Genomic DNA, 1,748 nt, shown 5'->3' on the forward strand with positions numbered 1-1,748 from the left:
CGACGAGGAAGCCGCGTTCAAGAGGGCGGCTAAGTTGGTGCTTGGGTTCTCCGATGCACAGATGGACGCGGAAGTAGCGGCGGGCCGAATGTTAGAGGTGAATTGCGATGGCTAAGGCATACAAGAGTGAGGCAATGGCGGCCGTCCATGAAATGATGGAGGGCTTTTATCAGTCTGGCGCGATCGACAAGCAGACGATGCGCGAGTTTGATGACGCCTGCCTGACAGCAGTTGAGCCGATGCCCCCCGAGGAAATCCGCGCAATCCGGGAGCGCGAACACCTGTCGCAACCAGTCTTTGCCCGGTATCTCAACGTGAGCAAGGGCCTCGTTTCGGATTGGGAGCGGGGTGTGAAGAAGCCGGGAGGCCCGGCGCTGCGGCTTCTGACAGTCATCCAGAAAAAGGGTGTTCAAGCGATTGCTTGATTGCTGGCAAAGAGGCAATTAGGCAATGTATTCGCCTGCAACCCGCCCCCGGCTGTCCCTACGGCCCTAGATGATGAGAGCGGGCCAGCCGGGGGCTAGCGCCGTGCCTGCGGAGGCCAAGCCATGACGACCAAGACGGCCGAAACGATCATCCGGGAGCTGGCGGCCCGACATGGGGTTGCCGTTCAGCGCACGGCGCTGGACGATTGGGCCGATGATGCCACCCGGCTTTCCGGCGACGATGGTGTTGTTGATGAAGTCGGGGAGCTGGTCGTTGCCTTACGGCGAGCGCAGGCCGTTGACGGGATCGAGCTGACCCGGCTCCATTCGCGTTATCTGGACGAACGGGACGCGGCGTAGCCGCCCGGCCCGGAGGCGAACGCGCCCCCATGTCGCGCTGTAGTGAGCCGGAGGGCCGCCAGTGACAAAGCCCCGGTGCGTCAGCGCCGGGACCGCTTTTCCCATCTGGCCGGCTCGGGCAGGGGGGCTTTGAGCATGTCGCGCAGCTCCGCTTTCATTTCCTCGCCCGAAATCCCCGGTCGGGGATCATCGGCCGCCGCCTCGATGCTGCGCTTGAGCAGTTCCCGGCGCAGATCGGCATGGGGTTCCAGCTCCTTATGCTCGCCCAAGATCACGAACACGGCTTCGGACGGATCAAGGAACGTGTCCTGTTCGATCAGATCGAGCAGCCACAGGGCCAGCGACGGCGGCAAATAGGCTTCAAATCGCAATCCACCCTCTGCGACCTGGTTGCGGAGCCACTTGGCTTGCTCGACGGCATGGGCCTTGTCGGCGGGATCGGGCCATTCGGGCGCATCGGTGTCGGTCATGGCTTCATCCTTCATGCTTGGTCGAACAGCCCCCGGAACTCTGCATCGGCGTAATAGGCGAGCTTGCCGGCGACGATCGGGCGTTGCCCGGCGAGGAACAGCAATTCGACATGCTGCGGCAGGTTGCGGACCTCATCGGGGGTCAGCAGCGGGCGGGCCGTGTGCTGCTCGCCGTAGGAAATGCCGGATTTGTCGGAATCGAGCGCCCGGCTCATGGTCTGGAACACCACGGTTTCCTGCCCGAGCAGATCGGAGACAAGGCGGGCGCTATCGTGATCGTTGACGCCGAACACCTGTAGGACGCCGGCGTTTGACAGGAAGGTGCCGGCGCGCTGCCCGTAGGTGGCGCGGAGCTGGTGAACGTCCTGCAGGATGGGCCAGAGCTGGACGCCGTAGCCGGCCATGAGGCCCATAGCGCGCTCGACGGGGGCCAGATGGCCGAGGGCGGCGAACTCATCGAGCAGATAGAGGACCGGCACGGCCGGCTTGGCGG

At 64.1% G+C, this 1,748-nt stretch carries 4 protein-coding genes; 2 read left to right on the top strand and 2 right to left on the bottom strand.

The genetic code is table 11. The features are described from left to right. Positions 1-107: 107 nt before the first annotated feature. Together BRX37_RS26140 and BRX37_RS26145 are read left to right on the top strand one after the other, a co-directional pair. Entirely contained in the window at positions 108-425 is a 318-nt protein-coding gene (locus BRX37_RS26140) for a helix-turn-helix domain-containing protein (RefSeq protein ID WP_017502930.1), read from the top strand. A gap of 123 nt (positions 426-548) precedes the next feature. Beyond that, a complete protein-coding gene (locus BRX37_RS26145; protein ID WP_017502931.1) occupies positions 549-785 on the top strand; it encodes a hypothetical protein in 237 nt (78 codons plus the stop codon). A gap of 80 nt (positions 786-865) precedes the next feature. Here BRX37_RS26145 and BRX37_RS26150 read toward each other — a convergent pair whose 3' ends face one another. Both BRX37_RS26150 and BRX37_RS26155 read right to left on the bottom strand, forming a co-directional pair. Beyond that, positions 866-1,255 (bottom strand): hypothetical protein, encoded by a 390-nt coding sequence (locus BRX37_RS26150; protein ID WP_038293042.1) that lies wholly within the window; start codon positions 1,253-1,255, stop codon positions 866-868. 11 nt (positions 1,256-1,266) lie between these two features. Beyond that, positions 1,267-1,748, bottom strand: a 482-nt coding sequence (locus BRX37_RS26155; protein ID WP_164522552.1) for a type IV secretory system conjugative DNA transfer family protein, incomplete at its 5' end; no start/stop codon positions are given.

The sequence above is a fragment of the Sphingomonas sp. S-NIH.Pt3_0716 genome (assembly GCF_003950715.1).
GTDB classification, from domain to species: Bacteria; Pseudomonadota; Alphaproteobacteria; order Sphingomonadales; family Sphingomonadaceae; genus Sphingobium; species Sphingobium yanoikuyae_A.

Bases quoted from the DNA above. Each gene is read 5' to 3' on its own strand.
- BRX37_RS26150 (WP_038293042.1), bottom strand. From the start codon at position 1,255: ATGACCGACACCGATGCGCCCGAATGGCCCGATCCCGCCGACAAGGCC.
- BRX37_RS26140 (WP_017502930.1), top strand. From the start codon at position 108: ATGGCTAAGGCATACAAGAGTGAGGCAATGGCGGCCGTCCATGAAATG.
- BRX37_RS26145 (WP_017502931.1), top strand. From the start codon at position 549: ATGACGACCAAGACGGCCGAAACGATCATCCGGGAGCTGGCGGCCCGA.